Genomic DNA, 24744 nt, shown 5'->3' on the forward strand with positions numbered 1-24744 from the left:
GTCGTTCCTGTCCTCAGATGTCGATCGCGGCCTGGTCCACGCGGACGGATGACTCGACCAGCCACGCCCGCCTCGGTTCGACCTTCTCCCCCATCAGCAGTTCCAGCGCCGCCTCGGCGGCGTCGGCGTCCTCGATGGTGATGCGGCGCACCGAGCGGGTGGCCGGGTTCATCGTGGTGTCCCACAGCTCGTCGGAGTCCATCTCGCCGAGACCCTTGAACCGGGGGACGGGCGTGACGATCTGCTTGCCCTTCCGCTCCAGCTCGGCGACCTTGGCCTCCATCTCCCGCTGGGTGAAGGTGAAGATGGTCTCCGGGTTGCGCCCCTTGGTGGTGATCTTGTGCAGCGGCGGCATGGCCGCGTACAGCCGCCCGTCCTCGATCACCGGCCGCATGTACCTGGCGAACAACGTGATCAGCAGGGTGCGGATGTGTGAACCGTCGACATCGGCGTCGGCCATCAGGATCACCCGCCCGTACCGCATCGTCGACAGGTCGAACGTCCGCCCACTCCCCGCCCCGAGCACCTGCACGATCGACGCGATCTCGGCGTTGCGCAACGTGTCGGCGAGACTGGCCTTCTGCACGTTCAAGATCTTGCCGCGCAAGGGAAGCAGCGCCTGGTACTCCGACACGCGTGCGTGCCGGGCACTGTTGTGCACGAACACCCCGGCCTCGAGCGCGAAGTTGTGATACCCGTCGACGGTCAGGTCGTAGACGTCGGCCGTCTCCTCCAACGGCTCGACCGACACCACGGAGTGGTTGACCTGGAGCGCCGCCTCGCGCAGCCGGGCGACGTCACCGTCGTAGTGGGCGAGGAGACGGTCGTACCTCAGCCCTGTCCGCGCGGAACGCAGGCGCTCGACTTCATAGGCCGCACCGAGTTCACCGTCAGTCAGGGCCAGGAACGCGGAAATGCGCTTGAGTGCGGCAATCCGACGCCCATCGTTCTGCTGCGCGACCCGCTCCGCACGAGGAACCGTTGCCACGTAGCGCGCGCGGCCGGCCTGAATCTTGGCGAGGTGACCGGTGTCCGGATCCTTCATCCGGACCTTCATCCGCAGCGAGTGCTGGGTTCCGAACTCGGGGTGGGCGCGGTGCCAGGCGACGACGGCGTCTCGCTGGCGCTCCCGCTCGGCCGGGTCGGCGAACTGAGCGACCGTGGTCTGCTGGCGCCAGGCCAGCAAGGCCTCGTCCTGCCACTGCGCGCGGGACCGCTCGCTCCACTCGACACGCTGGCCCGGCTTGGCGAAGTAGATTCGCGCACGTTCGGCCGCCTCTGCCCGATGCTCGGCACTGGACCAGTACTCGTGCTGCATCACACGCATACGTTCGGCATACGCTGCCTTCTCGTCGTCGCTCAGGGCGGCGTACCAGTCCTGGAACCCTTGCTCGATCCGCGCGCGGATCGTCGGGTCGGCGTTCAGCGCGGCCAGCCGAGCAAGGCAGGCCTGGCGAAACGCGGGATCCTTCCACTGCTCCGTGAGCATCGCCGACTTGAACTCCTGGCCGCCGGCCGCCAGCCATGCTCGGTATCCGGCGTGAACATGCTCGCCCATCATCGCGGCGTGCAGGGTGGCGTGGTCGTCCCACGTCATGCGGCGGATGTTGCGCGGTTCGTTGTTTCGCTTGTCGACATCGACATGATGCCGAACGTTGCCGTTGGCAGCGCTGTCCAGGCCGTTCCGGACGTTGTACCCGTCGGCGAGGTAGTGCGTGTACACCCACTCCTCTCGGTCGTTCATCCATACCCGCTCGTACCCGTCGAGCTTGTCGCCGGCTGACTTGGACGACACGGACCGGTACAGAGGCATCAACGAGTCGTCGGGCGCGAGCGCGTCGGCGCGGCGGTAGGAGCCGTCGCGTAGGCGGAAGAGGTGGTCGGGGGTGCAGCGGACGGACTCGCCGTTGTCGAGGGTGACGCGCACGAGCGGGGCGCCACGCTGGGTCAGGCGCGGTTCGACCAGTGGGGCGACGACCACGCGACCGGCTTTGTTCGTCGTGTAGCCGAAGTGGGTGATGCCGCGCTTCCAGTCTGCGGCGAGGTCGGCGAAGGAGCGGCTCTCGCCGGAAGCGAGCGCCACCATGGTGTCGCCCGTGAAGCACCCGAGGGCGCTGTCGCCTTCCACGAGGAACAGCTCGCTGCGCGCGATGCCCGTTGCCCGGCAGTCGACGAGTTTGGGGGGCATCGCGGCGCCCTCGAGGGCGGTCTTGCGGCGGGCGGCGTCCTTCTGTTGTTTCTGGGCGAGGCGGACGCGGGAGGCGTCGACGACCTTCTGCAGGACGGTCTTGGCCTCGGTCTTGGTCTTGCGGGCCTCGGTCCAGGCCTTGACGTGTTGTTCGACGATGCCCTGCAGCACCTTGGTGATGCCGGCCGTGGACAACTCGTCCTTGGTCTGGGAGGTGAACTGGGGTTCGGGGATGCGCACGTGCACGACCGCGGTCATGCCCTCCTGCACGTCCTCCAGGGTGGGCGGGACCTCCTTCGGCTTGAGCAGGCCCCTGGTTCTCCCGATCGCGTCCTGCACGGACCGCAGGACGGCGCGGTCGAACCCGCGGCGGTGCGTGCCGCCGTGCATGTTGCGGATGGTGTTGGTGAAGCACTCGACGGTGCGCTCGTAGCCGGTGCCCCAGCGGAGCGCGACCTCGACCTCGGCCACACGCTCCACTTTGGACTGCATGACGCCGTTCTCGTCCGCGGCGTTCTCGCGGTAGACGCCCTCGCCGGTGATCATCAGGGTGCCGGAGACGGCCTTCTCGTCCGACGGTGCCAGGAAGTCGACCATGTCGACGAGGCCGTTGGGGTAGGAGAACACCTCCTCCTCGATCGCGCCCTCGGTGGCGTTGCGCAGCACGTACGACACGCCGGACACCAGGAACGCGGTGTTGCGCATCTTCGCCCGCAGCGCCTCGATGTCCAGGGCGGCGCCGTTCTCGAAGTACCGGGCGTCGTGCCAGTAGCGGATGGACGTGCCGGTGGACTCACCGCGCTTCATCCTGCGCTCGACCTGGAGGCCGGACTGCTTGCGGAACTTGGCCTTCGGACCGGGCCCGTCGAACACGCCTGGCACGCCCCTGGCGAACGACATCGCGTGCACCTTGCCGTCCTGCTTGACGGTGACGTCGAAGCGGTGCGACAGGGCGTTGACGGCCGACGCGCCGACGCCGTGCAGGCCGCCGGAGGTCTTGTAGCCGGAGCCGCCGAACTTGCCGCCGGCGTGCAGCCGGGTGAGCACCAGTTCGACGCCGGACAGCTTGGACTTGGCGTGCACGCCGGTCGGGATGCCGCGGCCGTCGTCGTCGACCTGGACGCTGCCGTCGGCGTGCAGGGTGACCACGACGCGGCTGGCGTGGCCGCCGACGCCCTCGTCGGTGGCGTTGTCGAGGATCTCGTTGAACAGGTGGTTGATGCCGCGGCTGTCGGTGGACCCGATGTACATGCCGGGTCGCTTCCGGACCGCATCGAGCCCCTCGAGATGCGTCAGATCGTCGGCCCCGTACAAGGTCTCCGCAGTCACCACTACTCCTGTGTCATCGCCGCGCCGCCGCCCAAGAGGGTATCCGCACCCTCCGACAACCCAATGCATTTGCCCTGGCCGCCATACTGATCACCGTGTTGCTGACCGTCTCCACCACCCATCGCCCCGCCGGTGACCTGGGCTTTCTCCTGCACAAGCACCCTGACCGGGTGCAGCGGTTCGAGGTCGCGGCCGGGGTGGCGCACGTCATGTACCCGGAGGTCGGCGACGAGCGCTGCACCGCCGCGCTCGTGCTGGAGGTGGACCCGGTCGACCTGGTGCGTTCGGCCCGGGGCCCGGCCGGCGAGGGGTTCTCGCTCGGCCAGTACGTCAACGACCGACCATACGCCGCCTCGTCGCTGCTCGCCGTGGCGCTGGGCAGGGTGTTCGGCACGGCGATGAAGGGCCGCTGCGACGCGCGGCCGGAGCTGGCCGCGACCGCGATCCCGCTGGAGGTGCACGTACCGGTGCTGCCGTGCCGGGGCGGTCCGGAGTTCGCGGCACGACTGTTCGGACCACTCGGCTGGGCCGTCGCGGCGAACCCGATCCCGCTGGACCCGGCGTTCCCGGCCTGGGGTGACAGCCGTTACGTCGACCTGCGGCTGGCCGGCACGCTGCGGCTGGCGGACGCGCTGGCGCAGCTGTACGTGCTGCTGCCGGTGCTCGACGACGCCAAGCACTACTGGGTGTCCGGTGACGAGATCGACAAGCTGGTCCGGGCGGGCGGCGACTGGCTCGCCGCGCATCCGGAGCGGCAGCTGATCACCACCCGCTACCTCGCCCACCAGCGCGGGTACGCCGCGGCGGCGGAGGCCAGGCTGGCCGAGCTGGACGACCGGCCGGACCCGGACGAGCCGGACGAGCGCGTCGGGCGCACCGGGCACGACGCGGGCGACGAGCGGCTGCCCTCGCTGGCCGAGCAGCGCCGGGCGGCGATCCTCGGCGAGTTGCGGGCGGCCGGGGCGGCGCGGGTGGTGGACCTGGGCTGCGGTGAGGGGACGCTGCTGCGCGCGTTGCTGGCGGACTCGGCGTTCACCGAGCTCGTCGGCGTGGACGTGTCGGTGAGCGCGCTGCGCCGGGCGGCGGCGCGGCTCGCGGAGGCCCAGCGGGTACGGCTGCTGCACGGGTCGGTGACCTATGCCGACGACCGGCTCGCCGGGTTCGACGCGGTGGTGCTGTCCGAGGTGGTCGAGCACGTGGATCCGCCCCGGCTGCCGGCGCTCGCGGCGGCGGTGTTCGGTGCCGCGCGGCCGGCGACGGTGCTGGTGACGACGCCGAACGCGGAGTACAACGTGCGCTGGGACACCCTGCCGGCCGGGGAGTACCGGCACCCGGACCACCGTTTCGAGTGGACCCGCGCCGGGTTCGCGGCCTGGTCGGAGCAGGTGGCGGCCGCGCACGGGTACGCGGTGCGGCACGTGCCGGTCGGGCCGGTCGACACCGAGGTGGGCGCGCCGACGCAGCTCGCCGTGTTCACGAGGGGGTCCTGACATGCCGACCTTGGCGGTTCCCGAGCTGAGCCTGGTCGCGCTGGTCGGCGTGACCGGGTCGGGCAAGTCGACGTTCGCGGCCCGGCACTTCGCGCCGACGCAGGTGCTGTCGTCGGACGCCTTCCGCGCGTTGGTGTCCGACGACGAGGACGACCAGGGCGCGACGCGGGACGCGTTCGACGCGCTGTACTACGTGGCCGCCAAGCGTTTGCGCGCCGGGCGGCTGACCGTGATCGACGCGACGCACCTGCGGCGGGAGGACCGGGCGCAGGTGGTGGCGGCGGCGCGGGAGCAGGACGTGCTGCCGGTGGCGATCGTGTTCGACCTGCCGCCGGAGGTTCCCCGGTCGCGCAACGCCGGGCACCGGAACCTGCCCGACCACGTGCTGCGGCGCCAGCAGGAGGCGTTGCGGCGGTCGGTGCGCGGGCTGCGCCGCGAGGGGTTCCGCAAGGTGCACGTGCTGTCCGGTGTGGACGACGTGGCGGCGGCGCGGATCGAGTGGGAGAAGGCGTACAACGACAGGCGGGAGCTGACCGGGCCGTTCGACGTGATCGGCGACGTGCACGGCTGCCTGAGCGAGTTGCGGGAGCTGTTGGGCCGGCTGGGTTACGTGGTGACGCCGGACGGCGCGCACCACCCGGAGGGCCGCACGGCGGTGTTCGTCGGCGATCTGGTCGACCGGGGCCCGGACACGCCGGGGGTGCTGCGGCTGGTGATGGGCATGGTGGCGGCCGGTACCGGGTTGTGCGTCGCCGGGAACCACGAGGAGAAGCTGGTCCGCGCGCTGGACGGGCGGCAGGTGCGGATCGCGCACGGGCGCGCGGAGTCGCTGGCGCAGCTCGCGGCGCAGCCGGCGGAGTTCCGCGCGGCGGCGCGGGACTTCATGTACGGGCTGGTCAGCCACTACCGGTTGGACGGCGGCAAGCTCGTGGTGGCGCACGCGGGTCTCAAGGAGGAGTACCAGGGGCGTTCGTCGGGGCGGGTGCGCGCGTTCTGCCTGTACGGCGAGACCACCGGGGAGACCGACGAGTACGGGTTGCCGGTGCGGTTGCCGTGGGCGAACGACTACCGGGGCGCGGCGGCCGTGGTCTACGGGCACACGCCGACGACGGTGCCGGAGTGGGTGAACAACACGATCTGTCTGGACACGGGTTGCGTGTTCGGCGGGGCGCTGACCGCGCTGCGGTGGCCGGAGCGGGAGCTGGTGTCGGTGCCGGCGGAGCGGGAGCACTACGAGCCGGTGCGTCCGCTCGCGCCGCCGCCGCGTCCGCCGGACCTGTTGCGGCTCGACGACGTGGCGGGCACCCGGTACGTGGAGACCCGGCTGCTCGGGCGGGTGAAGGTGCTCGAGGAGAACGCTGCGGGCGCGCTGGAGGTGATGAGCCGGTTCGCGATCGACCCGAGGTGGCTGGTGTACCTGCCGCCGACGATGGCGCCGGCGCCGACGTCCACTCTGGACGGTCTGTTGGAGCATCCGTCGACGGCCTTCGAGGCGTACCGGTCGGCCGGGGTCACGCGGGTGGTGTGCGAGGAGAAGCACATGGGCTCGCGGGCGGTGGCGGTGGTGTGCCGGTCGGCGGCGGTGGCGGCCGAGCGGTTCGGCGTGTCGGACGGGTCGACGGGCGCGGTGTACACCCGCACCGGGCGCGCGTTCTTCCCGCCGGAGCTGACCGAGGAGCTGCTGGCGCGGGTGCGGGCGGCGGCGTCGGGGCTGTGGGCGGAGCTGGCGACCGACTGGCTGGTGCTGGACCTGGAGCTGCTGCCGTGGTCGGCGAAGGCCGGGGAGCTGCTGCGGCGGCAGTACGCGCCGGTGGGGGCGGCGGCGCGGGCGGTGCTGCCGGAGGTGCTGTCGGTGCTGTCCAGCACCGGTGCGCGGCTCGGCGCGGACGCGGTGGGCGAGCTGGCGGCGAGGCAGGAGGTGCGGCTGGCCGACGCGGCGGCGTTCACCGCCGCGTACGGGCGGTACTGCTGGGACACCGACGGGCTGCGCGGGGTGTCGCTGGCGCCGTTCGCGGTGCTGGCGGGTGCCGGTGGGGTGTACGCCGACCGGGACCGGGACTGGCACTTCGCGGTGTTGGACCGGCTGGTCGAGGCGGATCCGGAGGTGTTCAGGACGACCCGGCGGATCACGCTCGACCTGGCCGACTCGGCGGCCGAGGGCGTCGAGTGGTGGACGGAGCTGACCTCGGCCGGCGGTGAGGGCATGGTGGTCAAGCCGTTCGACGGGCTGGCGCGTGGGCGGCGGGGCCTGGTGCAGCCGGGGGTGAAGTGCCGGGGCCGGGAGTACCTGCGGATCATCTACGGCCCGGACTACACCGAGCACCTGGACCGGCTGCGGGAGCGGTCGCTGGGGCGCAAGCGGTCGATGGCGCTGCGGGAGTACGCGCTGGGGTTGGAGGCGCTGGCGCGGTTCACCGAGGGCGAGCCGTTGTGGCGGGTGCACGAGCCGGTGTTCGCGGTGCTGGCGCTGGAGTCGGCGGGAGTTGATCCCCGCCTTTAGCATATGGGACGTGGACGGCATCCAGGTGATCGCCTGTGACATCTTCGGCACCACTGTGGACTGGTACACGGGGGTGACCAGACAGGTCGAGGAGATCCTCCGGCTGAACGACCCCGGCGCGTTCGCGAGCGAGTGGCGGGCGATGTACCAGCCGTCGATGGCGCGGGTCCGGAACGGCGAGCGGGAGTGGGCCTACCTCGACACGTTGCACCGGGAGTCGCTGGACGAGCTGGTCGCCCGGCACGGGGTGGACGTCGGGGTGGCCGACCGGGAGCGGCTGGTGCGGGCCTGGCACCGGCTGCCTGCCTGGCCGGACTCGGTCAGCGGGCTGGCCAGGCTGAGCCTGCACTACACGCTGGCCGCGTTGTCGAACGGCGGTTTCGCGCTGCTCACGAACCTGGTCAAGTCGGCTGGCCTGCCGTTCGACTGCGTGCTGTCCGCCGAGCTGGCCCGCGCGTACAAGCCGGACGCCGCCGTCTACCGCAGGGCGGCCGAGCTGCTGGACGTGCACCCGCGCGAGGTGCTGATGGTCGCCGCGCACACCTGGGACATCGACGGCGCCAGGGCGGCGGGCATGCGTACCGCGTTCCTGGTGCGGCCCGGTGAGAAGGGGCCGCACCAGGAGGCGGACCGGAAGGCCGACGCCGACCTGACGGTGTCCAGCTTCACCGAGCTGGCCGACGTGCTCAGCCCGGCGTGAGCCGCCTCGGCCCGATCAGCGCGGCGACACCGGTGAGCAGGTAGCCCAGCGCGGGTCCGTAGGCGCCGATGCTGAGCGCGTCCGCGTCGGCGAAGTCCCGGATCGCGTAGACGTGCACGGCGGCGAGCCCGACGAGCACGAGGCCGGCGATCCGCCGGAACCAGACCATGGCCGTGCGCAGCATGAAGATCACCAGCACGAGCACGGCGACGCCGATGACCAGCGCGGTCAGCTCCTGTCGCGACAGGTCGAACCCGTCCCCGCCGACGATCTGGAGCAGGCCGTACTTCAGCACGAGGTACCCGACGCCGACGAGCGCGAGCCCGGCCCAGACGAACTTCATCGCCACCGACTCGAGCACCGAGACGAGTGCGAGCAGGATGCCGAGGGCGGCGAGCGGGTAGGTGAACAGCACGACGTACCAACCGCCGAAGCCGCCGGTGCCGTGGTCGGTGAGCAGGTCCCACAGCCGGGGCAGGGACAGCGACTCGCCGGTGGCCGCGGCCGAGGACAGCCAGGGCAGCACGAGCAGGCTCAGCGCCTGCACGACGAGTCCGAGCAGGGTGAGGATCAGCCCGAGCCCGGGGAGCCGGAGCCGGAACCCGTCACCGTCGTCGTAGGACGGTCGCTCCGGCGGCGGCGCGGGTCTGCGTGGCGGCGGCTGCCGGTAGGGGTCCTGCTGGTACGGCTGGTGTGGTGGGTACGGCTGCTGGGGCGGCCGGCCGTAGGGCTGCCGCCCTGGATCGCCCTGGTAGGGCCCGGGTCGGGACATGCGGGCACGGTACCGGCCGGACCCGGGACGGAACAGCCGCACACCCGCGCTACCGAGAAGTTGCGAATCCGCACGATGCTGAGCCCCTGAGCCCCACACCGATGTCCAGGCCCCACCCCGGTCCGCCCTACCCGCAGGCCGGCCCCGCCGACGGCGCACCGGTACCCGCCGGCTCCGCCGCCGGCCACGGCCCGCCGGTGCAGCCGGAGCCGACCGGCCCGGGGACCGTGCCGACGCAGCTCAGGTGGGCCGGTGGTTTGCTGCTGCTCAACCTGGTGCTGTCGATCTCGGTGACCGTGGTGTCGTTCCTCAACCGCGACGACATGGTGGCGATGATGGTGTCGGCGTCCGGCGGAAGCATGGACGACGCGGGCGCCGAGACCTTCGCCGAGCGCATGCTGCTGCTGCGCGCCGGCGGCAACCTCCTGGTCGCGGTGACCTACGGCTTCCTGATGTGGGGTGCGTGGCAGGGCAAGCGCTGGGCGTGGCGCCGCCTCCTGTGGCTCGCCTTCGCCGGCGCGATCGCGATCGGCTACCTGCTCACCCAGCCGTACACCCCGGTGCTGAAGGTGCAGCAGGGCGTGCAGATCGGAGTGCTGCTGGCACTGGGCGCGGTGCTGCTGCACCCGGCCGTCCGCGCGCACTGCGCGAAGTGCCGCCGCTAGCCTGTTCGACCGCTCCACGATGCCACGCGGTGTATGTTGTGGTGTATGAAGCGGACGAACATCTACCTTGACGAGGCGCAGGCCGAACTGCTCGATCGCCTCGCCCGCGTCGAGGGGGTCTCCCGCGCCGAGATGATCCGCAGGCTGCTCGATCGCTCGCTGCGCGGCGAGGTGGACGATGTCGCCGTCGGGCTCGCCGCCATCGACGAGTCGTTCGGGGTGCTCGCCGACAACGACTGGTCGGAGCGACGTGCCGGCGGTCGGGAAGCACACCTCGCCGACATGTGGGCGATCGGCTCGTAGCCGTGTACCTGGTCGACTCCGACATCCTGATCGCCCACCTGCGCGGCATCGAAGCGGCAAGGGAATGGCTGCGAACGGCACGGGGAACCGGCCCACTCGCCGTCAGTGCCGTGTCCGTCACCGAGATCACCGGCGACATGCGCTCGGCCGAACGGCGCGAGGTCTGGCAGCTGCTCGGCTCGTTCCGGGTCGAACCGGTCACCGCGCCGGCGGCTGGCAGAGCCGGCGAGTTCATGCGGAAGTACCGCCGTAGTCACACCGGAATCGGCATCGCCGACTACCTCATCGCCGGCACCGCGGATGTCCGTGGTCTTCGGCTCGCGACCCTCAACGCCCGCCACTTCCCGATGTTCGACGACCTCACGGCACCGTTCACCCTGTGACGGACCGGGATCTCCCGTCCGCGCTGGTCGGCACGGATTCGGCCCAGAACTCCCGGAGCAGGTCGGCGAACTCGTCGGCGCGTTCGATCTGGGGCATGTGGCCGGTGTTCTCGAACAGGTGGGTGCGCGCGTGCGGCAGCAGCGTCCGCGCGGCCTCCAGGTGCGCGGCCGGCAGGATCAGGTCGTGCGAACCCCAGACCACCAGCGTCGGCGCGGCCGCGGCGGCGGTCGCGGTGAGGACGGCGTCGCGCCAGGGTTGGCTGATGCCGCGGATGGTGCCGAGGGAACGGCACAGTTCCAGCAACACGCGGGCGCCGTGCGGGCGGCCGGCCAGGCGGAACGAGCGCTCCACCCGGTCGTCGGTGACGAAACGGGCGTCGCGGAACAGGGCGCGTTCGGTGCGGCGGGCGGCGGCGCGGGACGGGCGCAGCAGCAGCCGACCGAGCGGGCGCACGGCGAGGATCCGCAGCGCCGCGGTCACCTCCTGGCCGAAGCCGGCGCTGTTCGCCAGCACCAGGGTGCGCACCCGCGACGGGTACCGGAGCGCGAGCAGCATGGCCACCGCGCCGCCGAGGGAGTTGCCGACGACGTGCACGGGACGGGTCTCCCCCACCGCGTCGAGGAACTCGCGGGTGAACTCGGCCAGCGGCGGCAGGGTCGCCCGGCCGGGCAGCGGGTCCGACTCGCCGAATCCGGCCAGGTCAACGCTGTACACGCGGTGACCGTCGAGCAGGTCGTGCTGCTCGGTCCAGTCGTCGAGGCTGCGGGCGATGCCGTGCAACAGCAGTACCGGATCGCCGTCGCCGGTGACCCGGTACCGCACGTTCCGGCCGCCGAGCCGCAGGTGACTCATGCGTGGCTCCCGACGGCGGCGGGCACCCGGTCGAACGCCATGTCGTCGTCGACCGGGCCGTGGCGCATCAGCAGCACGTCCCTCGGGTAGTTCTGGTGCAGGCGCCACGGCGTGGCGGTCCCCTGCTTGGGCAGCGTGTCGATGCTGCGCAGCACGTACCCGGACTGGAGGTCGACCAGCGGCACGGTCGCGGCCGTTCCCGGTGGCGGTTCGGGGGTCGCGCTGTGCAGGCCGTGGGCGCGCAGGTGGTTGAGCAGCCGGCAGACGTACTGGGCGACCAGGTCGGCCTTGAGTGTCCAGGACGCGTTCGTGTACCCGATGGTGAGCGCGAAGTTCGGCACGCCGGAGAGCATCATCCCCTTGTACGCCAACGTCTTCCCGAGTTCGACCGGCTCGCCGTCGACGGTCAGCGACATGCCGCCGATGGGCAGCAGGTTCAGCCCGGTCGCGGTCACCACGATGTCGGCCGGCAGCTCGTCGCCCGACTCGAGCGTGATGCCGTCCGCGGTGAACCCGGCGATCCGGTCGGTGGCGATCGACGCGCGGCCGGACCGCAGCGCGGCGAACAGGTCACCGTCGGGGACGAAGCACATGCGCTGGTCCCACGGGTCGTAGCGGGGCGCGAAGTGGGTGTCGACCTCGTAGCCGGCCGGCAGCAGCCTCATCGCGCCCTTGCGCAGCAACGACCTCATCAGCTTCGGCGCGCGGCGGCTGAGCTGGAACGCGAGCTGCTGGGAGAGCACGTTCTTCCACCGCAGCATCGGGTAGAGCAACCGGGTCGGCAGCTTGCCGTGCAGCAGGTTCGCGAGCGGGTCCACTCCCGGCAGCGCCAGCACGTAGCTCGGTGAGCGCTGCAGCATGGTGACGTGCGCGGCGGTCTCGGCCATCGAGGGCACCAGGGTCACCGCGGTCGCGCCGCTGCCGATCACCACGACCCGCTTGCCGGCGTAGTCGAGGTCCTCCGGCCAGTGCTGCGGGTGCACGACCGGCCCGGCGAAGTCCGCCACGCCGGGCAGGTCGGGGGTGTAGCCCTGGTCGTAGCGGTAGTAGCCGGAGCAGACGAACAGGAACGAGCAGGTGAGCGTGACGTCGACGCCGTCGTGTCGCGCGTGGACGGTCCACCGGCGGTCCGATGTGGACCATTCGGCACCGATCACCTCGTGCCGGAAGCGGATCTGCTCGTCGACACGGTACTCGCGGGCGGTCTCCCGCACGTACTCGCGGATCGACGGGCCGTCGGCCATCGCCCGGGACTTCGTCCACGGGCGGAACGAGTAGCCGAGGGTGAACATGTCCGAGTCCGACCGCACGCCCGGGTAGCGGAACAGATCCCAGGTGCCGCCGATGGCGTCCCTGGCCTCCAGGATCGCCACGCTCCGGTCGGGACACTCCCGCCGCAGGTGACAGGCGGCGCCGATGCCGGACAGACCGGCGCCCACGATCAGCACATCGACGTGATCCATCTCAGTCCCATCCACGAGCCGGCCCTTCCGGTCACGGTATCGACACAGTGTCGAGTCGGTCAACACAGTGTCGAACGGGGTGTAGCGTGAGCGCATGGCCTCCGCTCCCGCCCGGTCCGTTCGCGGCCGCCGCGCGTCCCGGCCGTCCGGCGACGACCGCGAGGGCGCGATCCTGGCCACCGCGGAACGCCTGCTCGGCGAGCGCGCGCTGCGGGCGATCTCCATCGACGACCTGGCCAGAGGGGCCGGGATCTCGCGGCCGACGTTCTACTTCTACTTCCCGTCCAAGGACGCGGTGCTGCTCGCGCTGCTGGACCGCGTGGTGCGGGAGGCCGACGAGGCGCTGGCGGCGGTGCCGGACACGCTGGCCGCCGACCCGTCGCGGTTCTGGCGGGAGTGCATCGCCACCTACCACCGGACGTTCGGCGCGCACGCCGCGGTGACACTGGCCTGCGCGGAGGTACGGCTGAGCAACGCCGAGGTGGGCGCGCTGTGGTCGCGGGTGATGGAGTCGTGGACCCAGGCCGTCACCGCCGCGGTCGAGGGTGAGCGGGAGCGCGGTACGGCGCCGGCCGGGCTGCCCGCGCGGGACCTGGCGATCGCGCTGGTCTCGATGAACGAGCGGGTGCTGTACTCGTCGTTCGCCCACGACGTGCCGACCGTCGACGAACGCGACGTGGTCGACGTCCTGCACACGGTCTGGCTGAACGCGATCTACCAGACCACGACGCCCCCTACCGGCTCGTCACGTCCTGACCGGTGAGCCGGAACCTGGCCTCGCCCTCCACGGTGTCGTCGGCGTCCAGGGTGCGGTCGTCGACCAGCTCCGCGGTCAGCGAGTCCAGTACGACCCTGGCGCCGGTCGTCTCCTCGGTCACCACCAGGTCGGTCTCGTCCGGGATCGCGGCCGGCGAGGTCGTCACACCGCCGCCGTCGGTCGCCTCGAGACGCAACCCGCCACCGCCCTCGTGCTCGGCCAGGCGCTTGATGGCCAGGCCCGCCTCCGGCGTGATCCGCAGCACGGCCTACCTCCCATCTCGTCGGAACCCGTGACTACCCGCGCCACCGGACGCCCAATCGTGGTACGGCTAGGCGAGCGCGCCGCGCAGGGCCCGGTAGAGCAGTCCGGCGTCGCCGAGGCGGTGCCGGAGCTGGCGTTCCAGGCCACCGATCGGGACGAGGTTCTGCGGGGCGCGTGGGTCCTTGTGCGGGGAGCTGGCCAGGGTCGGCAGCACCCGGGCGGTCACGTCCGCGAGCGCTCGCGCGTCCTCGGTCGGCAGGTCGGCGGCGCATTCGAGGCGGACGACGGCCGACCAGGGCGCCCTGGTCGCGCCGGGCAGGCGCAGGTACCAGGAGGTCCGCTCCCACGAGGTGCCCATGCCGAACACCGGACTGCGCTGCCCCGGTTCCAGCGCCGCCACCACCGCGGCCTGCTCCGGCTGGAGGTAGGACTTCTGGTGGGTCTTGACGTAGCCGACCGTCCTGGCCAGGTGCGTGCGCCCGCGCAGTGGCCCGTCGACCACCAGCAGGTCGTCCTCGACGTTCGAGTCCCGGCGCCACGCGGTCGCCAGTTCGACCTCCAGCGCGGCCAGCCTGGCCTGCACGCCGAGCGTCAGCTTGTCCAGGCCGCCCGGGGTGTGGCGGAAGGTGTAGGTCGCGTGCCGGGTCTTGATGTCCTCGCCGGTCTCGGCGTACAGGCCGCGGTCGACGGCGACGTCGAGGATCCGGGCGGAGCTGTCGCAGCACACCAGGCCGGCGGCCAGGGAGGCGACCACGCCCGGCTGCGGCTCCGGTTCGTCCGCGTGCACCCACACCCGCGCGTCGATCCGGCGCACCCCGTCCAGGAACAGCACCGAGCCGGGCAGCGGACCACCCCCGGGCGTGACCGGACGCCACTCGGACGCCGGTAGCTCCAGGTCGAGCTCCAGCGTCGCCGACGACTCCCGCCCGTCCAGCTCGTCGCCCCGGGCGACCCCGTACCCGGGGTCCCACGGGTCGACCGTGTACGACGGCGGTGAGAGCAATCCCGTCATAGGCCCACGATCACACCTCGACCCGCTGGAGCCGGGACGACGCGCCGTCGCGGGTGACCGCGAACTGGACCGGGACGCGTTCGGCCAGGGCGGGGACGTGGGTGACGATGCCCACCACCCGGTCGGTCTCCTGGGCCAGACGCTCCAGGGTGGCGGCCACGGTGTCCAGGGTGGCCTCGTCCAGGGTGCCGAAGCCCTCGTCGAGGAACATCGAGTTCAGGTCGCGGCGGCCGCCGGACAGGTCGACGACCTGGTGGGACAGGGCCAGCGCGAGCGCGAGCGAGGCCTGGAACGTCTCGCCGCCGGACAGGGTGTTCACCGGGCGCTGGGTGCCGGCGTCGTTGTGGTCGAGCACGACCAGCTCGTTGCGGGCGGCGCGCACCAGCTCGTATTGGCCCCCGGAGAGCTGCATCAGGATCTCCGACGCCTCGGTGACCAGCGAGTCCAGCGCCTCCGCGCACAACCAGGCCTCGAACCCGTTGGACTTGAGCAGGTTGCCGAGGTACTTGGCGACCTGCTCCTCCTCGCGGCACCGCTCGACCTCCTCGGCCAGCGCCGCCGACTGCTCCCGGCGCGCCCGCAGGTCGGCGAGGTCGCGCTCGGCACCGGCGAGGTGCGAGGCGAGCACCACGTCCGGCTTGGCGTCGCGGGCCAGCGCGATCCCGTGCCGGTCCAGTAGGTCGGTGAGCGCGGCGCGGGCGGTGCCGCCCTGGGTGCGCAGCTCGTTCTCGGCCAGCTCCAGCTCGGCGGCCCGCCCGGACAGCTCGGTGTGCTGGTCCTTCGCCCAGTCGAGGAACGACTGCCAGGCCGCGGCGAGGTCGGTGCCGTCCACCGGCGGCGCGCCGAGGGCGACGAACCGGTCGCGACTGGCCCGCAGCGCGGACCAGGCCCGCTGCTCCTCCTCGCCGAGCGCGGTCCGCTTCCTGGCGGCGTCCTCCTCGTCCTTCCTGGCCGCGCGGGTCCGGGCGCGAGCGCGGTCGAGCGCGGCGTCGGCGGCCTCCCGGCTGGCCAGCGCGGCGTCGACCTCGGCGGGCGGCGGGGCGTCGCGCAGCTCGGCGGCGAGGTCGGCGGCCTGCCGTTCGGCGGAGGCGACCTCGGCGCGGGCCTCGGCGGCGGCCTTGCCAGCGTCGGTGTACGCGCGGCCCTGGGCGGTGACCCGGGACTTGGCCGCCCGGACGGCGTTCATGGCGGTGTCGAGGTCGGCGGGGACGTCGTGCTGGGGGAGGTCGTGCACCTGCTGGCGGCACACCGGGCACGGCTCACCCTCGGCGAGGTCGGCGGCCAGCGCGACCGCGCGGTGCGCCCGGTCGGCGTCGGCCCGCGCGGTCTCGGCGTCGGCCAGCTCCCGCTCGGCGGCGGCCGACTCGGCGCGGGCGGTCTCCTCGGCGGCCTCGGCGTTCGCGGCGGTGGCGCGCAGCCGGTCGAGGCGGTCGGCGAGCGCGGCGGCGCGGGTGTGCGCGGTGCGCCAGCCCTGGAGGACGGTCAGCTCCGGGAGTCCGGCGCGGGCGGCCTCCGCGTCGGCCTCCTCCTTCTCGGCGACGGCCCGCTCGTCGGCGCGGCGGCCGACCGCCTCGTCGGCGAGGGTGAGCCGGGTGGCCAGGTCGACCACGTCGCCCGGCCGGCGCAGCGACGCCAGCCCGGTGAGCTGCTCGCGGGCGGCGGCGGCCGCGGCGTTGGCCTCGGTCCACCTGGCGCGCAGGCCGGCCATCTCCTCGACGGCCTCGTCGACGGTGGGCACCAGGTCGGCCAGCTCCCGGACCTTGCGGGAGGCGGCCGCGACCACGTCGTCGGTGACCGTGCCCAGCTCGGTGAGCCGCTTCTGGGCCATCTCGAGCTTCCCGGACGCGGCGCTCGCCCGTGCCCTGGCCCGCTGGCCGACGTCCTCGTAGACGGCGAAGGCGAGCAGCTGGATCAGCAGGTCCTGCCGGTCACCGGGCTTGGCCTGCAGGAACTCGGCGAACCGGCCCTGCGGGAGCACGACGCACTGGGTGAACTGCTCGTAGCCGATGCCGAGCAGCTCGGCGACCGCGCCGGTGACCTTGTCGCCCTCGGCGAGCGACTCGGCGACGGCCTCGAGGATCTTGGTCAGGTCGGCGTCCGGCGGCACGCTCGCGTCGAGCCGGTCCAGCCGCGCCTCCTTGGTCTGCACGGCACCCTGCGCGGACCGGCGCAGCAGCCGGACCGCCGCGTACCGGCCGCCGGCGGCCTCGAAGACGAGACAGACCTTGCCCTCGTTCACCGACGGCGCGAGCGCGTTGCGGATCGCGTCCTTCTTGCCCCAGCGCGGAACCGTGCCGTAGAGGGCGAAGCAGAGCGCGTCGATCACCGTGGACTTGCCGGCGCCGGTGGGCCCGGTGAGCACGAAGAAGTCCACATCGGACAGGTTGACGTCGGTGTGGTCGCGGTAGCTGCCGAAGCCCTCGAACATCAGGCGCAGTGGGCGCATCAGCGGCCTCCGGTGCTTTCTTCCAGCAGTTCGGCGAACATCTCGCCCAGCCGGGGGTCGTCGATCTCGCGTTCGGACAGGAAGTCGGCGAACAGGTCGGTGGGCGAGCGGCCGATCCGGGAGCGGGTCACCGTGGACTCGGTGCGGGCGCGGAACTTCTCGTCGATCTGCACGTCGAGCGTGTTCGGCAGCTTCTCCCGGACCTGGTCGGCGAGCCCGGCGGCGGCCTTCTGGGTCAGGACGACCCGCAGGAACGCGTCCCCGGCCTCCTCGCCGGCGGCGACGACCTCGTCGAGGGTGCCGCGCAGGGTGGCGAGCGGGCGGCCGCCGGTCAGCGGCACCGGGCGGATCTTCGCGCGGCTGTCCGGGGTGGCGTGCACGACCAGCGCGACCGGCTCGTTGGCCTCCTCGCCGAAGTCCAGCGCGATCGGCGAGCCGGAGTAGGCGATCGGGCACGGGCCGTCGATCTGCTGGTAGCGGTGCAGGTGGCCGAGCGCGGCGTAGTGCGTGCTGGTCGGGAACGTGTCCGGCGGGATCTCGTAGCCGAGCAGGGTCTGCACCGCGCGCTCGCCGCCGCCCCAGCGGCCGCCGAGCAGGGTGGCGTGGGTGGTGACGAGGTTGACGGTGTCGGCGGTGAACCCGCGGCACAGCACATCGACGATCGCGCGCACGCGGTTGGCGTAGTCCTGGTTGTGCCGCGACGGGTCGTGCAGCAGCACCTCCGCGGCGCGCACGGCGTAGCGGTGGGACAGGAACGGCAGCGCCGCGACCACCGCGCGCTCGCCGGAGCGGGTGTCGACGGTGACCGTGCCGCCGCGGTCGGGGCGCTGCGGGGTGCCGACGACGTGGATGCCGAGCTCACCCAGCACCGGGCGGTACACCTCGTGCACCAGTCGCGGGCTGTCGTGGTTGCCGGCGAGCACGACGACGTGCCGGCCCTCGGCCCGCAACGCCATCAGGGTGTGCATGACCAGACCCTGCGCCTGCGGGTTGGGCGCCGCGGTCTCGAACAGGTCGCCAGCGACCACGACCAGGTCGACGTCCTCCTCGTCGGCGATACGGACCAGGTCACGCAGCACGACCTTCTGCTCGTCGATGCGCGGCTGGTTCTTCAGCACCTTGCCGACGTGCCAGTCGGCGGTGTGCAGGATCTTCATGTGCGTCCTCTAGAACGGGGGCGGGTCGTCGTCATCGTCGGCGCCCATGCCGGCGAACGGGTCCTCTGGCGTGGCCGGGCCGGTGTCGACGCCGTTCCAGGTGCCCTTCTCCGACGAACGGGTCGCCCAGGCGGGGAAGGGGAACTCGATCGCGAGCGGCACCGGGATGTCGGGCTGCGAGACGAACATCGTTCCGGGCTTGGCGATCGTTGCGCGCTGGCGCTGGGCCGGCGGCAGGTAGCCGTACTCGGGGCGGGACGCCTCGGCCGGGTCGAGCCGGCCGGCGACGCGGATCGAGCAGTTCGCGACGATCCGCCGCTCGACCTCGGACGCGGTCTGCTGGGCGCCGATGAGGATCACGCCGAGGGACCGGCCGCGTTCGGCGACGTCGAGCAGGATCTGCTTGATCGGGCTGTCCCCGTCGCGCGGGGCGTACTTGTTCAGCTCGTCGAGCACGATGAACATCAGCGGGCGCGCGGTGCCCTGCTCCTCCTTGCGGCGGAACTCCTGGCGCAGCGACACGCCGACCACGAACCGCTGCGCGCGGTCGGGCAGGTTGTGCAGGTCGACGACGGTGACCTGGGCCTGTGAGGTGGACAGCGACCGGTCGCCCCGGTCGGCGAGGTCGGACCGGATGATCGTGGACAGCGGGCGGACCGCGGAACGCAGTCGCCGGAGGAAGGCGTTGACGCTGCCGGTGGAGGTGGAGCCGGCGACCCAGTCGCGGCGGGTGTCCTCGTCGAGCAGCTCGTCCTCGATCAGGCCGACGAGCTGTTCGAAGCTGCGCAGCTGCCCGCCCCGGCCGGGGTCGACGCCGGTGACCTGCACGGCGCCGTCCTTGCCGACCTTCTGGTGGTCACGCTTGAGCCGGGCGGCGACCTGGCCGATCAGCATCGTGTACTGGCTGCGTTCGTCCTCGCCGTCGGCGAACACGAACGGCATCAGCTCCTGCTCGCAGAACTCGGCGAGCGTCCAGTAGAACGGGCTGACCGCCTTGTCCCTGGCCCGCACGTCCGGGGTGCCGCTGGGGTCGCCCGGCCGGGGCGGGGCGAACACCTGGACGTTGCGGAACGAGTCCGCGGGCAGGCCGAGGTGGGCGTAGCGGGCGCGGAACTCCTCGGTGAGCCGGGCGTTGGCGTAGTCGAGGAACAGCAGGTCCTCGCCCTTGACCGAGAAGATCAGCGCCTTGGTGTTGTGCGCCTCGCCGGCCAGCACGCCCGAGTTGAAGATCGAGTGCAGCAGGAACGTGGCGAAGCTGGTCTTGGTGGCGATGCCGGAGACGCCGGAGATCGACACGTGCCCGCCCCGGGTGCCGTCGACGAACTCGAAGTTGAGGTACACCGGCTGCCCGTCGCGGCCGAGACCGACCGGGAGCTTGGCGTCGGCCATCGTGTCGAAGTAGAGCGCGGAGTCCCGGTCGGCGCCGGTGGCGCGGACCACGGCGGTGCCCGGCCGGGGCGGCACGTAGACCTCCGGCTCCACGCGGGTGACCGTGACCTCGGCGACCTCGGAGACCTCCGCCGGCAGCGCGCCCTGCTCGATGAGGAACACGTCGGAGGCGAACCGGGCGCCCTCGTGACCCGCCTCGACTCCTGTGACCACGCCGGCGATCCGCACCTCGCCGCCGTCCGGCAGGGCGCGCCGGGTGACCACGACGTCGTCGAGCTGCAGGAACTGGTCGGGCGCGACACCGACGGAGAACTCGAGCGGGCTCGCCGACACCGTGCCGACCACGAGCCCCACCGGCGTCCTGCCGTCCGGCGACACCAGGTCCGCCGGCGCGGCGCCGTTCGCCTGGGGTTCGGTCACGGTGGCTCCTCGGGTGGCTCCTCGGGGACGGGGCCGCCAGTCTATGTCCGGGCCCCGACTCCGCCGGGGAGCGTCGGCCTGGCCTGTCGCCCCTGGCCGGCGGAGATCATTCCGAAGGGGACGGAAAACGATCGCTCCCGGACGGCCGAGAAACTCCGGAAATCCCCGCGCTCGACCGGGCGGCAAAGTGGTGAACACGAACGGGTGAACGCGGACTCGACGCGCCGACGATCCGGTAACGGCGATACCGAACGGAGGACGATCTTCGAACGTCCTGGCAGGTCACCCGACAGAGCGACGAACCACGGTTACCACACTCATTCGCACCTCGGCTTACTCCAGGCGGAGTAAGTTGCGAAATATTTCGGGTAGATATTTCAACGAATTCGCGCCGTGACCGACTACTCCAACCGAAGGAAACCTGTAACGGGAATATGACGCAGTCGGAACTCTTAATGGGAAGGCGATCCCTCACGCCCGGGAGGTAGGCATGGCGGTACGACACGCGGACGTGCGAACGGACGTGAGGTCCATCAGGGTCCTGCTCGCCGAGGACATGGAGCTGCTGCGCACGGCACTGGTCAGCGTGCTCTCCGACGAGGACGACATGGAGGTCGTCGCGGACCTCAAGTGCGCTCCCGAGGTCGTCTCGGTCGCCCAGCGACTGCGCCCGGACGTCGCGGTGGTGGCGGCGGACGTGCCCCAGATCGGGGGCCTGTCGACGGTGCACGAGCTGCGCCGCCGGTTGCCGGACTGCCGGATCGTGGCGCTCACCGCGCCCAAGCCGCCGGGCCTGCTGAAACGGCTGCTCGCCGCGAACGTCCCGGGGCTGATCGACAAGAACGCGTCCGCCGCGCGTCTGCTGGCCGCCATCCGCGGGGTGGCACGCGGCGACACCATGATCGACACGCACCTGGTGTCGGCGGCGCTCTCGGCCGGGCGCAACCCCTTCACCCCGCGAGAGTTACACGTGCTCCGGCTCGCCGCGGGTGGCGCGAGCGGGCCGGAGATCGCCAAGGAGCTGTGCCTGTCCCAGGGCACCGTCCGCAACTACCTGTCCAGCGCGATGAACAAGACCGGCGCCCGCACGCGGATCGACGCGATCCGGATCGCCGGCGAGGCCGGCTGGCTGTAGCGCTACAGCCGCACGGCCGGCCGGCCCGCGGCCACCAGCTCGCGGTAGAGCGGCGAGGTGGCGGCCAGCGTCTCGTGGTCGCCGTACCGGGCGCCGGCGCCGTCGAGCACGAGCACCCGATCCGCACGCAGCGCCGAGCTGGTCCGGTGCGCGATCACGACCAGCGTGCCGCCCCGAGCGGCGAACGCCTCCTCCGCGCGCCGCTCGGCCACCGGATCGAGATGGCAGGTGGCCTCGTCCAGCACCGCCACCGGCGCCGGCGAGAGGTAGGCCCGGACGAGCGCGAGCAGCTGCCGCTCCCCCGCCGACAACTCGGCCGGCCGCACCTCGCCGGCGTACCCGCCGAGCCGGGCGACCAGGTCCTCGGCGCCCACCGCGGCGACGGCCTGGTCGAGGTCGGCCGGATCGTCCTGGCACAGGTAGGTGAGGTTCTCCCGCACGGTGCCGGCGAACACGTACGCCTCCTGCGGGATCAGCACGCGCAGCGCGGCCAGCCGGTCCGGCGGCAGCTCGGCGGTCGGCACCCCACCCACGGTCACCGTGCCCGCGTCGGGCCGCAGCAGCCCGCACAGCAGGCTCGCCAGCGTCGACTTGCCGATCCCGCTCGGGCCGACGACCGCGAGGTGCGCGCCGGCCGGGACGGTGAGGTCGAGATCGCGCAGCACCGGCTCGGCGTGCGGCCCGTAGGCGAAGGTGACCCCGCGCAGCACGAGGTCGTGCCCGTCGGTCGGTCGGCGGTCGGGCGCGGGGTCCGGCGGCACGGTGGTCGCGTCGAGGATCCGGCCGAGGGTGACGACGAACCGCAGCCCGCTGCCGCCGACGCCGCTGACCAGGTTCTGCAGCGCGGGCTGGAGCCCGAACAGGACGTAGGTGAGCCCGCCCATGATGGTGCCGGCGGTGAGCCCCCGGTCGACCAGCCAGCCGCCGGCGAACAGCACGACCAGCAGCGGCAGCCACCCGCCGACGGCGAAGCAGAGCGTGCGCAGCGCCGCGACCCCGGCGAGCCGCCGCTCGGCCAGGGCCTGCTCCCGGACCGGCCCGGCGACCATCGCGGCGGCGTGCTCCTCGGTGCCGGCCGCGGTGATGTCCCTGGCCCCGGCGAGCACGCTCCCGGCCGCGGCGGCGAGCCGCTCGTCGGCCAGCACCGCCTCCCGCTGCCGCCTGGCCGCGAGCCCCAGCATCCCCACGAACGCGACCAGCCCGAGCAGGAACGGCGGCACGATCAACGCGGCCACGACCGGCGCGACCGACAGCAACCCGACCACGACCCCCACCACGGTGACGACGAACCCGCGCACCGCCATCAGCAGCCCCGCGTAGGTGTCCCGCACGATCTCCACCTGCCGGGTCAGCCGCGCGACCGCCCCGTCGTCCCCCCGCCCGTCCACCGCGTGCCGCAACGCCCCGCCGACCACCCGCCGCACCAGGTCGTCCCGGAACGGCTCCGCCAGATCCCCCAGCCGCCGAAACACCATCCGCGTGCCCACCGCGCCGACGGCCGACATGACCACCAGCCCCACCAGCCATCCCACCCCCACCAGCGGCCGCCCGGCGAGGAACCCGTCGTCCACCGCCCGCGCCACCACCAGCCCCGACGCCGCCGCCGGCAACGCCTCCGGCACCGACCACCCCACCAACCGCACCACCGGCCCCCGCCGCAACGACCCCACCGCGTACCGGATCTCCCGCCTCACAGCCCCACCTCCCCGTATCTCCCCCGGTGGTCACGATGGGCACCTCCCGCGAGTCGTACGCTCCCGTCCCGCGAGTCGTACGCTCCCGTCGCGCGAGTCGTACGCTCCCGTCCGGCGAGTCGTACGTTCCCGGTCCGCCTCATGCGAAGACCTCCCGGTAGCTCTGGTCGGTCCACAGGTCCGCGTGCGGGGCGACGGCGCGGACGCGGCCGGCCTCCAGCCACACGACCAGGTCCGCGCGCTCGGCGGTCGATTGGCGATGGGTGACCACCAGTCGGGTGCGGTCACCGCTCTCGGTGAGGGTCCGGCTGATCCGGGACTCCGTGACCATGTCCAGGCTCGACGTGGCGTCGTCCAGCACCAGCAGCCGCGCCGCCGGCCACGCCCGCGCCAGCCCGAGCCGCTGCCGCTCCCCGCCAGACATCGGCGCCGACGCCAGCGGCGTGTGGTACCCGTGCGGCAGCCGGCTGACGAACTCGTGCGCGTGCACCGCCCTGGCCGCCGCCTCGACGTCCCCGGCCGCCGCCCCCGGCGCGACCGCCTCCGCCACCGTCGCCCCCACCAGCACCGGCCGCTCGAACGCGCACCCGACCGCCCCCCGCAGCGCGTCGTGCGACAGCGACGCCAGCGGCACCCCGTCCAGCAGCACCACGCCCTCGTCGGGATCCCGCAGCCGCGCGGCCAGCGCCGCCAGCACCGACTTGCCCGCCCCGGACCGCCCGACCACCGCCACCGACCCCCCACCCGGCAGGTCGAGGTCCACGTCCGACAGCAGCGCCGCGTCGCCGGCCCGCACGGTCACCCCGCGCAGCTCCAGCCGCCCCGGCCCGGCCGGAAGCTCCCCGGACCCGTGCCCGAACACCGGCACCGCCAGCACCTCCCCGGCACGCACCGCGCCGGCCCGCGCCCGCGCCAGCCGGGCGAAGACGCTGGTCAGCCCGCCCAACCCGGCTCCGAGCAGCGCGTACTGGCTCGCCGCGAACAGCTCCCCCGGCGTGATCCGCCCCCCGTGCAGCGCGAACCCCCCGGTCACCAGTACCGCCACCAGCACCAGCGGCCCGACCACCGCCCCCTGCGCGGCCGACGTCGCCAGCACCCGCCAACTCCGCATGCCCTCCTCGTGCAGGCGCCCCAGCGGAGCGAGCACGCGCCGCCGCTCCCGCTCGAGCGTGCCGGCGGCCGCGATCGTGCGGGCCCCGGCGAGCGACTCGGCGAGGCGCCCGGCGAGCCGGCCCTGCGTCGTCAGGTACGCGGTGACCGCGCTCGCCGTCCGCCGGGTGAAGGCCCGCAGCACCAGCGCGACCAGGGCCACCCCCGCGAGGAACGCGACGGCGAGCCAGACGTCCAGGTAGACCAACAGCGCCAGGCTGCCGACCGGGGGCAGGAACGCGCTGCCGACGGTGACCAGGCTCGGCCCGGCCTGCGCGGCCTCCGCGGCGTTGCCGGACACCCGGCCGACCAGGTCACCGGTCTCGAACCCGCGCCGCCCGCTGTCACCCGCGGCGAGCACGTGGCGCACCAGCCGCTCGCGCAGCCAGGCCGTGGTGCCGGCGACGCAGGCGGTCCCGGCGAACGCGTCGACGAGGTCGACCACGACGCCGAGCAGGACGAGCCCGGCGGCCAGCGCGAGCCACAGCCCGCCGTCCACACCGGACACGATCGCGTCGACGGCCCGCCCGAGCACGATCGGCAGCGCGAGCGTGCCGAGGATGCCGAGCAGCGACGCCGCGCCGATCACCGGGAGCCAACCACCGGCATGCCGGGCGATCGAGCCGAAGGTGGTCATGGGTGCTCCCGTTTAGACTTGCGGGACGGGCCGCGGCC

The 24744-nt window shown here is 72.8% G+C and carries 19 protein-coding genes; 8 read left to right on the plus strand and 11 right to left on the minus strand.

What is annotated here, in order from left to right:
- Positions 1 to 13 precede the first annotated feature (13 nt).
- Positions 14 to 3517 carry an ATP-binding protein gene (locus JT362_RS11740; protein WP_260191157.1) on the minus strand — a complete coding sequence of 1168 codons (3504 nt, stop codon included), beginning with the start codon at positions 3515 to 3517 and terminating at the stop codon, positions 14 to 16.
- A gap of 95 nt (positions 3518 to 3612) precedes the next feature.
- Between JT362_RS11740 and JT362_RS11745 the strand changes: the two genes are divergently transcribed.
- Genes JT362_RS11745 through JT362_RS11755 form a run of 3 tightly spaced genes read left to right on the plus strand, consistent with a single transcriptional unit; the run spans position 3613 to position 8207 of the window.
- Positions 3613 to 5007 carry a 3' terminal RNA ribose 2'-O-methyltransferase Hen1 gene (locus JT362_RS11745; protein ID WP_260191158.1) on the plus strand — a complete coding sequence of 465 codons (1395 nt, stop codon included), beginning with the start codon at positions 3613 to 3615 and terminating at the stop codon, positions 5005 to 5007.
- Position 5008: 1 nt separating this feature from the next.
- Positions 5009 to 7507 (plus strand): polynucleotide kinase-phosphatase, encoded by a 2499-nt coding sequence (locus JT362_RS11750; RefSeq protein ID WP_260191159.1) that lies wholly within the window; start codon positions 5009 to 5011, stop codon positions 7505 to 7507.
- A gap of 10 nt (positions 7508 to 7517) precedes the next feature.
- On the plus strand, positions 7518 to 8207 hold the full coding sequence (locus JT362_RS11755; protein WP_260191160.1) for a haloacid dehalogenase type II: 690 nt from the start codon (positions 7518 to 7520) through the stop codon (positions 8205 to 8207).
- On the opposite strand, the gene JT362_RS11760 is transcribed toward JT362_RS11755, so the two are convergent.
- Positions 8194 to 8979: a hypothetical protein gene (locus JT362_RS11760; RefSeq protein WP_260191161.1), complete on the minus strand. Its 786-nt coding sequence runs from the start codon at positions 8977 to 8979 to the stop codon at positions 8194 to 8196. The genes JT362_RS11755 and JT362_RS11760 overlap by 14 nt on opposite strands.
- Positions 8980 to 9080: 101 nt before the next feature.
- On the opposite strand from JT362_RS11760, the gene JT362_RS11765 reads away from it, so the two are divergent.
- From JT362_RS11765 to JT362_RS11775, 3 genes are read left to right on the plus strand one after another with little or no spacing between them, the layout of a single operon-like run.
- On the plus strand, positions 9081 to 9644 hold the full coding sequence (locus tag JT362_RS11765; protein WP_260191162.1) for a hypothetical protein: 564 nt from the start codon (positions 9081 to 9083) through the stop codon (positions 9642 to 9644).
- A gap of 45 nt (positions 9645 to 9689) precedes the next feature.
- Positions 9690 to 9947: a ribbon-helix-helix domain-containing protein gene (locus JT362_RS11770; protein ID WP_260191163.1), complete on the plus strand. Its 258-nt coding sequence runs from the start codon at positions 9690 to 9692 to the stop codon at positions 9945 to 9947.
- Between the two features lie 2 nt (positions 9948 to 9949).
- Complete coding sequence (locus tag JT362_RS11775; protein ID WP_260191164.1) at positions 9950 to 10330, plus strand: type II toxin-antitoxin system VapC family toxin; 381 nt, start codon at positions 9950 to 9952, stop codon at positions 10328 to 10330.
- On the opposite strand, the gene JT362_RS11780 is transcribed toward JT362_RS11775, so the two are convergent.
- The gene (locus tag JT362_RS11780; RefSeq protein WP_260191165.1) at positions 10320 to 11183 is read right to left on the minus strand and encodes an alpha/beta fold hydrolase; all 864 of its coding nucleotides are present in this window, start codon (positions 11181 to 11183) and stop codon (positions 10320 to 10322) included. The genes JT362_RS11775 and JT362_RS11780 overlap by 11 nt on opposite strands.
- Positions 11180 to 12646 (minus strand): flavin-containing monooxygenase, encoded by a 1467-nt coding sequence (locus JT362_RS11785; RefSeq protein WP_260191166.1) that lies wholly within the window; start codon positions 12644 to 12646, stop codon positions 11180 to 11182. The genes JT362_RS11780 and JT362_RS11785 overlap by 4 nt, the downstream gene beginning before the upstream one ends.
- A 94-nt stretch (positions 12647 to 12740) precedes the next feature.
- Between JT362_RS11785 and JT362_RS11790 the strand changes: the two genes are divergently transcribed.
- Positions 12741 to 13409 carry a TetR/AcrR family transcriptional regulator gene (locus JT362_RS11790; protein WP_260191167.1) on the plus strand — a complete coding sequence of 223 codons (669 nt, stop codon included), beginning with the start codon at positions 12741 to 12743 and terminating at the stop codon, positions 13407 to 13409.
- On the opposite strand, the gene JT362_RS11795 is transcribed toward JT362_RS11790, so the two are convergent.
- The 5 genes from JT362_RS11795 to JT362_RS11815 form a co-directional block, all read right to left on the minus strand.
- Positions 13381 to 13668 (minus strand): HesB/YadR/YfhF-family protein, encoded by a 288-nt coding sequence (locus JT362_RS11795; RefSeq protein ID WP_260191168.1) that lies wholly within the window; start codon positions 13666 to 13668, stop codon positions 13381 to 13383. The genes JT362_RS11790 and JT362_RS11795 overlap by 29 nt on opposite strands.
- Before the next feature lie 66 nt (positions 13669 to 13734).
- Positions 13735 to 14679 (minus strand): DNA double-strand break repair nuclease NurA, encoded by a 945-nt coding sequence (locus JT362_RS11800; protein WP_260191169.1) that lies wholly within the window; start codon positions 14677 to 14679, stop codon positions 13735 to 13737.
- Between the two features lie 10 nt (positions 14680 to 14689).
- Positions 14690 to 17125 (minus strand): AAA family ATPase, encoded by a 2436-nt coding sequence (locus JT362_RS11805; RefSeq protein ID WP_260191170.1) that lies wholly within the window; start codon positions 17123 to 17125, stop codon positions 14690 to 14692.
- On the minus strand, positions 17125 to 18282 hold the full coding sequence (locus tag JT362_RS11810) for an exonuclease SbcCD subunit D (RefSeq protein ID WP_260191171.1): 1158 nt from the start codon (positions 18280 to 18282) through the stop codon (positions 17125 to 17127). The genes JT362_RS11805 and JT362_RS11810 overlap by 1 nt, the downstream gene beginning before the upstream one ends.
- 9 nt (positions 18283 to 18291) lie before the next feature.
- Positions 18292 to 20091, minus strand: coding sequence for an ATP-binding protein (locus JT362_RS11815; protein WP_260191172.1), 1800 nt, complete (start codon positions 20089 to 20091; stop codon positions 18292 to 18294).
- Between the two features lie 523 nt (positions 20092 to 20614).
- Between JT362_RS11815 and JT362_RS11820 the strand changes: the two genes are divergently transcribed.
- Positions 20615 to 21226: a response regulator transcription factor gene (locus JT362_RS11820; protein ID WP_260191173.1), complete on the plus strand. Its 612-nt coding sequence runs from the start codon at positions 20615 to 20617 to the stop codon at positions 21224 to 21226.
- 2 nt (positions 21227 to 21228) lie between these two features.
- Here JT362_RS11820 and JT362_RS11825 read toward each other — a convergent pair whose 3' ends face one another.
- Both JT362_RS11825 and JT362_RS11830 read right to left on the minus strand, forming a co-directional pair.
- Complete coding sequence (locus tag JT362_RS11825; RefSeq protein WP_260191174.1) at positions 21229 to 22920, minus strand: ABC transporter ATP-binding protein; 1692 nt, start codon at positions 22918 to 22920, stop codon at positions 21229 to 21231.
- A 139-nt stretch (positions 22921 to 23059) separates the two neighbouring features.
- Positions 23060 to 24706 carry an ABC transporter ATP-binding protein gene (locus JT362_RS11830; protein ID WP_260191175.1) on the minus strand — a complete coding sequence of 549 codons (1647 nt, stop codon included), beginning with the start codon at positions 24704 to 24706 and terminating at the stop codon, positions 23060 to 23062.
- Between the last annotated feature and the right edge of the window lie 38 nt (positions 24707 to 24744).

It is taken from the genome of Actinophytocola gossypii, assembly GCF_025165815.1.
GTDB classification, from domain to species: domain Bacteria; phylum Actinomycetota; class Actinomycetes; order Mycobacteriales; family Pseudonocardiaceae; genus Actinophytocola; species Actinophytocola gossypii.